At 61.2% G+C, this 6,245-nt stretch carries 9 protein-coding genes; 4 read left to right on the top strand and 5 right to left on the bottom strand.

The window, feature by feature from the left end:
• Nucleotides 1-10: 10 nt before the first annotated feature.
• Together rpsI and rplM are read right to left on the bottom strand one after the other, a co-directional pair.
• Entirely contained in the window at nt 11-415 is a 405-nt protein-coding gene (rpsI, locus tag ACT67G_RS08220; protein ID WP_213037675.1) for a 30S ribosomal protein S9, read from the bottom strand.
• Between the two features lie 15 nt (nt 416-430).
• Complete coding sequence (gene rplM / locus ACT67G_RS08215) at nt 431-862, bottom strand: 50S ribosomal protein L13 (RefSeq protein WP_326215787.1); 432 nt, start codon at nt 860-862, stop codon at nt 431-433.
• A 205-nt stretch (nt 863-1,067) separates the two neighbouring features.
• Between rplM and ACT67G_RS08210 the strand changes: the two genes are divergently transcribed.
• A complete protein-coding gene (locus ACT67G_RS08210; RefSeq protein ID WP_443663934.1) occupies nt 1,068-1,625 on the top strand; it encodes a hypothetical protein in 558 nt (185 codons plus the stop codon).
• An 8-nt stretch (nt 1,626-1,633) separates the two neighbouring features.
• On the opposite strand, the gene ACT67G_RS08205 is transcribed toward ACT67G_RS08210, so the two are convergent.
• A complete protein-coding gene (locus ACT67G_RS08205) occupies nt 1,634-1,897 on the bottom strand; it encodes a pro-sigmaK processing inhibitor BofA family protein (RefSeq protein ID WP_325246437.1) in 264 nt (87 codons plus the stop codon).
• Entirely contained in the window at nt 1,888-2,151 is a 264-nt protein-coding gene (locus tag ACT67G_RS08200) for a DUF2508 family protein (protein ID WP_325246439.1), read from the bottom strand. Before ACT67G_RS08200 ends, ACT67G_RS08205 begins: the two co-directional genes overlap by 10 nt.
• Nucleotides 2,152-2,229: 78 nt before the next feature.
• Between ACT67G_RS08200 and ACT67G_RS08195 the strand changes: the two genes are divergently transcribed.
• On the top strand, nt 2,230-2,694 hold the full coding sequence (locus ACT67G_RS08195) for a nucleoside deaminase (RefSeq protein ID WP_443663933.1): 465 nt from the start codon (nt 2,230-2,232) through the stop codon (nt 2,692-2,694).
• A gap of 255 nt (nt 2,695-2,949) precedes the next feature.
• On the opposite strand, the gene ACT67G_RS08190 is transcribed toward ACT67G_RS08195, so the two are convergent.
• The gene (locus ACT67G_RS08190) at nt 2,950-3,810 is read right to left on the bottom strand and encodes a hypothetical protein (protein WP_443663932.1); all 861 of its coding nucleotides are present in this window, start codon (nt 3,808-3,810) and stop codon (nt 2,950-2,952) included.
• A gap of 163 nt (nt 3,811-3,973) precedes the next feature.
• Between ACT67G_RS08190 and spoIID the strand changes: the two genes are divergently transcribed.
• Nucleotides 3,974-4,993, top strand: coding sequence for a stage II sporulation protein D (gene spoIID, locus ACT67G_RS08185; protein ID WP_443663931.1), 1,020 nt, complete (start codon nt 3,974-3,976; stop codon nt 4,991-4,993).
• Between the two features lie 79 nt (nt 4,994-5,072).
• Complete coding sequence (locus tag ACT67G_RS08180; RefSeq protein WP_443663930.1) at nt 5,073-6,209, top strand: hypothetical protein; 1,137 nt, start codon at nt 5,073-5,075, stop codon at nt 6,207-6,209.
• Nucleotides 6,210-6,245: the final 36 nt, after the last annotated feature.

Raw genomic sequence — 6,245 nt, 5'->3', positions numbered from 1 at the left:
TTGATAAAGTTTAGCGCTTGCTGAACTGCGGAGCGCGACGGGCAGCCTTGAGGCCGTACTTCTTGCGCTCCTTCATACGAGGATCGCGGGTCAGGAAACCGGCCTTCTTCAGGATGGGACGGTTATCCTCGCTGGCCAGCAGCAGGGCCCGGGCGATGCCGTGGCGCAGAGCGCCGGCCTGGCCGGAGACGCCGCCGCCGGTAACGGTGGCCACGATGTCCATCTTGCCGGTGTTGCCGGTGGCTTCCAGGGGCTGACGGACCACCATCTTCAGGGTGTCCAGGCCGAAGTAATCGTCGATGTCCCGGCCGTTGATGGTGATGGAGCCGGTGCCGTTGGGGAACAGGTGAACGCGGGCCACGGAGGACTTCCGGCGGCCGGTGCCGTACAGGTAAGGCTTCTTGGACTGATACATGCTCTAACTTCCTCCTTATTCCACGTCCAGAGCGACGGGCTTCTGAGCCTGCTGCTCGTAGTTGGCGTCAGCGTAGATGTGCAGGCGCTTGAGAGAGTCCTTGCTGACGGTGTTCTTGGGCATCATGCCCTTGATGGCCACACGCATGGCAACCTCGGGCTTCTCCTGCATCAGAATGCGGTAGGGAGTCTCCTTCAGGCCGCCCACCCAGCCGGAGTGGGTGCGATAGATCTTCTGGGTGCCCTTGTTGCCGGTGAGGACAGCCTTGCCGGCGTTGATGATGATAACGTTGTCGCCGCAGTCGGCGTGGGGAGTGTAGGTGGGCTTGGTCTTGCCGCGCAGCAGGTCGGCAGCCCGGACAGCGGTCTTGCCCAGGGGCTTGCCGGCAGCGTCCAGGATGTACCACTTACGCTCGATGTTGGCCTTGTTTGCCATAAAAGTGGACATGGTGTTTCCTCCGTATGATATATTTGTATTCGCTTTACAAATCAAGAGCTCCGGGTTAAAATCGGAGCAAGAATACTTATACCATAAGGAAACAGCAGTGTCAACAAGAATTTAATTTACACCGGATAAAGCTTTTAAAATCTCTTTTTTTCTCGTGATATCTCGCAAATGCTCACAATCAACTTTTTGGCGGGAGGTGACGGAAATGTCCCGAAATACAGGCGAACGATGGTTTTTTCTCTTCTTTAGTTTCGTTGTGCTGATCTTTTCCGCCAGCTATGTGCCCACGGTCTACGGCAACGATCCCGCCTCCATCGAGCGCTATCTGGCTGTTCATGAGGGACGGCATCTGGGAGACCATGTGGAGATCCTGGCGGTGGAAGATGTAGGGGCAGACCGTTTCGTGGTGTTCCGCCTGGAGACCAAGCGGCCGGATGAGCGGTATGTAGTTCGCTTCCGCCGCAACGAGCAGGGGAATTATGAAGGGCATATCTTGGAGAATCTGTACCCTTCCGGGCCGGGCAGGAGGATTTATTCCGACTTTCTGAGAGCGGGGAAAGACAACACAGTCTATTTCGCGGTCTGGAATGAAGACCCTGATTTGGCACAGATCCAGGTGCTGTTTGCCGTGGGAAAAGAGCAGCAGCGGGAAACAGTGACAGTTGCAGGAGAGCCGTCATTGACCCTGATGGAGTTTCAGGGGTCGGCCACAGGCTTTTACGCTGATATGAGTTTCCATGCCGCTGACGGCAGCGAGCTTTGATGTATGTACTAGAGCACCCACTGGGCCAGCAGCAGCAAAACGAACCCCGGCAGGCCCAGCACCCCGATCACCAGGGCGTTCCACACATTGAGCCCCAGGGCCAGCCCGGTGATGCCCGCCGTCATGTTCACCGCCCACAGTGCCACGAAGCCCAGCAGCGTGTTGCCCAGCAGCCGCACCGCCAGGCGCAAAGGTGCGCTGAAAATGCGGATCAGGGCAATGAGAAAGAAGGCCGCCAGCAAGGCGGCCAGGATCTTTTGATTCAGGTCCATACGCTCTCCCCCTCCAGACGCACCGCCGCAGCCGCTTCGGGGCTGCGCTCCTTGATGGCCCGGATCAGGTAGTTGCAGCGGGCTTTGACGGCACTGATCTGATAGATGCAGGACTCCACCAGCTCCGGGTCCAGAGCCTGGTTGAACTGGCGGTAGGCCTGGGCCAGATCCCCCTGGGCCTCCAGCAGCTCGGAGCGCAGGATGATGAGCTCCGGGTCGGGCCGGGCTTTTTTGGATGATCGAACAGGTTTCATGGCAGCGTCCCTCCTGCTTTTATTTCTACGGGGAGTTTGGACAAATATGCCAGATTTCATACGGCAGGAGGAAATTTCATGCAGACGGAACAGGAGCGCTTCATGGCCTGTGCCCTGGAGCTGGCCCGGCAGGCCGCGGCGGCGGGGGAGGTCCCCGTGGGCTGCGTCATCGTCCGGAACGGCGAGATTGTGGGTCGGGGCCGCAACCGGCGGGAGGAAAAGCAGGCCACCGCCTCCCACGCGGAGATGGAGGCCATCGCCCAGGCCAACGAGCGCCTGGGCACCTGGCGGCTGGAGGACTGTGAGCTGTATGTGACGCTGGAGCCCTGTCCCATGTGCGCCGGGGCCATCCTCAACGCCCGGATCCGCCGGGTGTGGTACGGCGCCCGGGACGAGGCCTTCGGCGCCTGCGGCGGTGTGACGAACCTCTTTATGGAGTCCTTCCCCAATCGGCCTGCCCTGGTGGGGGGGATCCTGGGCGCGGCCTGCCGGGAGGTGCTTACGGCCTTTTTCGCCGGGATGCGGGATGGGAAGCGGCAGTAAAAAATTTCCCGGCAGGATTTAAGACTTTTGTAACAATTCCTGCTGGTTTGCTTAACAACTCTCCGGTATCTTAATACTTGCAAGAGACAAAACTTCTTTTCATCCAATCTTCCAAAAAATAGAGCAGAGGGCCAGCCGATCGGCTGGCCCTCTGCTCTATTTTGTTTTCATCCGCTCTGTCGAACTTTGTAAACAGTGGATGAATCCTGCCGAAAACGGTGGTTTTTGCGGCGGGATTGTGGTAAGCTGAGGCTGTTACGCCTGGGGAGAGTCCGGGGCAGAGAGCCGCTGGAGCATCCAGCCCCAAAGGCTCACCGCGCCGCCGGCGTAGAACAGCAACGTCGAGATGCCGCCTCCGTCCGCCAGGGACGCCAGGCTCAGCACCACCGCCGCTCCGGCGTACTGGAAGAAGCGGCGGGTGCGGCCGCACTGGAAGCCGAAGGAGGAGAGCCGGTAGAAGGCCAGGGTCATGAACACCAAAGCCAAAATCTCCACATAGTAGGTGGAAATGGAGGGGTTCACCGACAGGTCCCGGTAGGTGAGCACCAGCCGCACCACCAGGCAAATGGGAGCTGCCAGCAGCAGATTGGGGTTCAGTTCCCGGGAGGATTCATCCCGGGGAGCCCGGGAACCGGTGCGGCATTTGGCGGCGGCAACCAACTGGCTGGCTGCCAGCAGCAGGGACAGGATCCCGCTCAAAAGCAGGGACACATCCCGCTGCACCGGGAGATAGGCCTCCGCCTCATAGGCCCCATCGGGGCCGGGCAGGGCGATGCCCAGGCCTCCGGCCAAATCGGTTACCCCGGAGAGCGCCATAAGGAAGAGCCCCGCGATGACCAGCGTCACCGGCAGCGCCGCCGGGGAGGCAAAGACTGCCTGGAAGGAGGCGGGGGGTGCGGACTGTTCATCCGGCACCTGGCGGGAAACCACCCATCCTCCCACAGCCAGCACCACCAGCACCGCCATGAGGGCCATGCCCCAGAGGTTACCGGAGATGGGCAGGCCGGTGGCGGCTTCAAAGCCGGTACGGTTTTGCAGTGCCCGCAGCACAAAGGCAGCGGCACCGCCCACCAGAGCTAGGCCGGGCAAAAGCATGGAACGATTCATACGGTTCATATCACAAGATCCCTTCGGGTGAGAATTGATACAGGCTGGAACGATTTCCGGCACAGTATACCACGGAAGACAGGTTTTGTCCATGGCGGCATCATCTTTTCCGGTGTTTGCGCATAGATTGGGGGGACAGGCCCGGCAGGGCGCACAGATGAGGAGGAGACCCATGAGACGTAAGAGTGAGATCCGCCAGAGTGTGGCGGTGTCGGTGCTGCTGGCGGCAGTGCTGTTTGCAGTGCCGCTGATGCTGGCCTCGCCGGCCGGGCGGCAGCTCTTTTCCTCGGAGACACAGCCGGTGGAGACGGAGCCCTTTGTCCCCGGAGAGCTGGACAGCGCTACCGTGCTGAAAGTCCTGGACGGCGATACCGTCCGTGAGATGACCATGGGAGAGTACCTGACGGGGGTGCTGCGGGCGGAGATGCCCGCTTCCTTTGAGGAGGAGGCCCTGAAGGCCCAGGCAGTGGCCGCCCGAACCTATACCCTTTATAAAATGATCACCGGGGGGAACCACGGCGATACCGCTGATATCTGTACGGACTCCACCTGCTGCCAGGCGTATCTGAGCGAGGAGCAGGCCCTGGAGAACTGGGGAGACAATGCCGGAGCCTATCAGGCCAAGATCCGCACCGCCGTCAAGGAGACGGACGGAGAGTGCATCCTCTACGGCGGTGTGCCCATCCTGGCGGTGTTCCACTCCTCCTCGGCGGGGCAGACCCGCGCGGCGGGGGAGGTGTGGCTCAGTGACCTGCCCTATCTCCAGCCGGTCACGTCGCCGGAGCAGGGAGACGCCATTCCCAATTATTACAGCCGGGCGGACTTTACCGCCCAGGAATTTCGTGAGAAGGTGCTCTCGTCCTACCCGGAGGCGGACCTCTCCGGCACGCCGGACACCTGGCTCACCGACGCGGTCACCGACAGCGCCGGCAGTGTGGAGACCGTTTCCATAGGAGGCGTCACCCTCAAGGGGGCCACAGTGCGGTCTTTGCTGGGGCTGCGGTCTGCCTGCTTTGAGTGGGAGACTTCGGCGGACGGCATCACCTTCTATGTCACGGGCTTCGGCCACGGGGTGGGCATGAGCCAGTACGGCGCCAATCAGATGGCGGTCGACGGGGCAGACTACCGGGAGATCCTGACCCATTACTATACCGGCGTCACCGTGGAGCCCTACCACTGGGCAGGGGGCTGACGCTTTACAAAAACTGCTTTGCCATGATAAAATAAACAAATCATAGCGATCGGGACAGGCCGGAGAGGAGGAAGGCAGTATGCGGCACAAGGAAAAATGGGCGGCCCTGGTTCTGGCTCTGGCCCTGCTGGTTCAGCCGCTGCTGCTGCCGGCCCAGGCGGCGCCCACCGTCTATTTCACCGCGGTCAATGACTATGTGCTGGAGCTCAGCGACGATACCATGCCCTTCTGGTCGGGCGGCTACCTCTATCTGCCAAGCACCATTTTCACCGGCTCCGTAGGCCGTCAGCTGGGCATCAGCTACTCGCGTTATGTCAACCGGCAGACGGTGATCCTCTACTCCTCGGACACCCACGCCCTGATCTTCGACCTGGCTAACAACACCACCAAGGACAACCAGGGCAACGCCTACGCCCAGACGGCCATCCTCCGGGGCGGCGTGGTCTTTGTGCCGGAGCCGGTGATCACCAGCTTTTTCGGCATCACCTGTACCCGGACGGCGGTGCCGTATGGATATCTGGTGCGGCTGCGCAACAGCGAGGCGGTCCTCAGCGACCAGCTGTTTGCCGACGCTGCCTCCTATACTATGGAGGAGCGGTACGACCAATACCTGAAGACCCACACGGAGGAGGGCGGCCAAACCGACGGAGGCACCCAGGGCGTGACGCCTTCCGCGAAGGGAAAGAGCGTCTATCTCTGCCTGAGTGCCCAGGATCCGGAGCTGGTGGAAGATGCGCTGGAGGCTTTGGAACTGTATGGCGGACAGGCCACCTTCTATTGCAGTCTGGAATTTCTGGAGGAGCAGGGGGATCTGCTGCGGCGGATGGAGGCGTCCGGCCAGGGCATCGGCATCCTGGCAGACAGCGCCGATCCGGAACGTACGGCTGCGGAGCAGCTGGAACGCGGGAATGAACTGCTCTACCGGGCAGCCTGTGCCAAGACCCGCCTTGTGTGCGTGGAGAACGCCTCTGAGCGGACGCTCAGCGATCTGGCCCAGGCCGGATACTGCTGCCTGCAGGCGGATATGGACCGTACCGCTTACGCCCTCACCAGTTCCGCCAGCGCCCAGACGCTGCTCCAGCGGGTGAGCGCCCGCAGCGGGAACGTTTCGGTTTGGCTGGGTGAGAGCGTCAGCGGGACAGGCCTGCGATCCTTTTTGCAGAAGGCCGATCAGGCGGACGACCGGTGCCTTGCCATGACGGAGACGGTGTCGTAAGGGCCTTCGGTGGGAAGATTTACAAAAAATTCAACA

The organism is Dysosmobacter sp. (assembly GCF_052306735.1).
GTDB lineage: Bacteria > Bacillota > Clostridia > Oscillospirales > Oscillospiraceae > Oscillibacter.
This window is presented reverse-complemented; position numbering and strand designations above follow the sequence as displayed.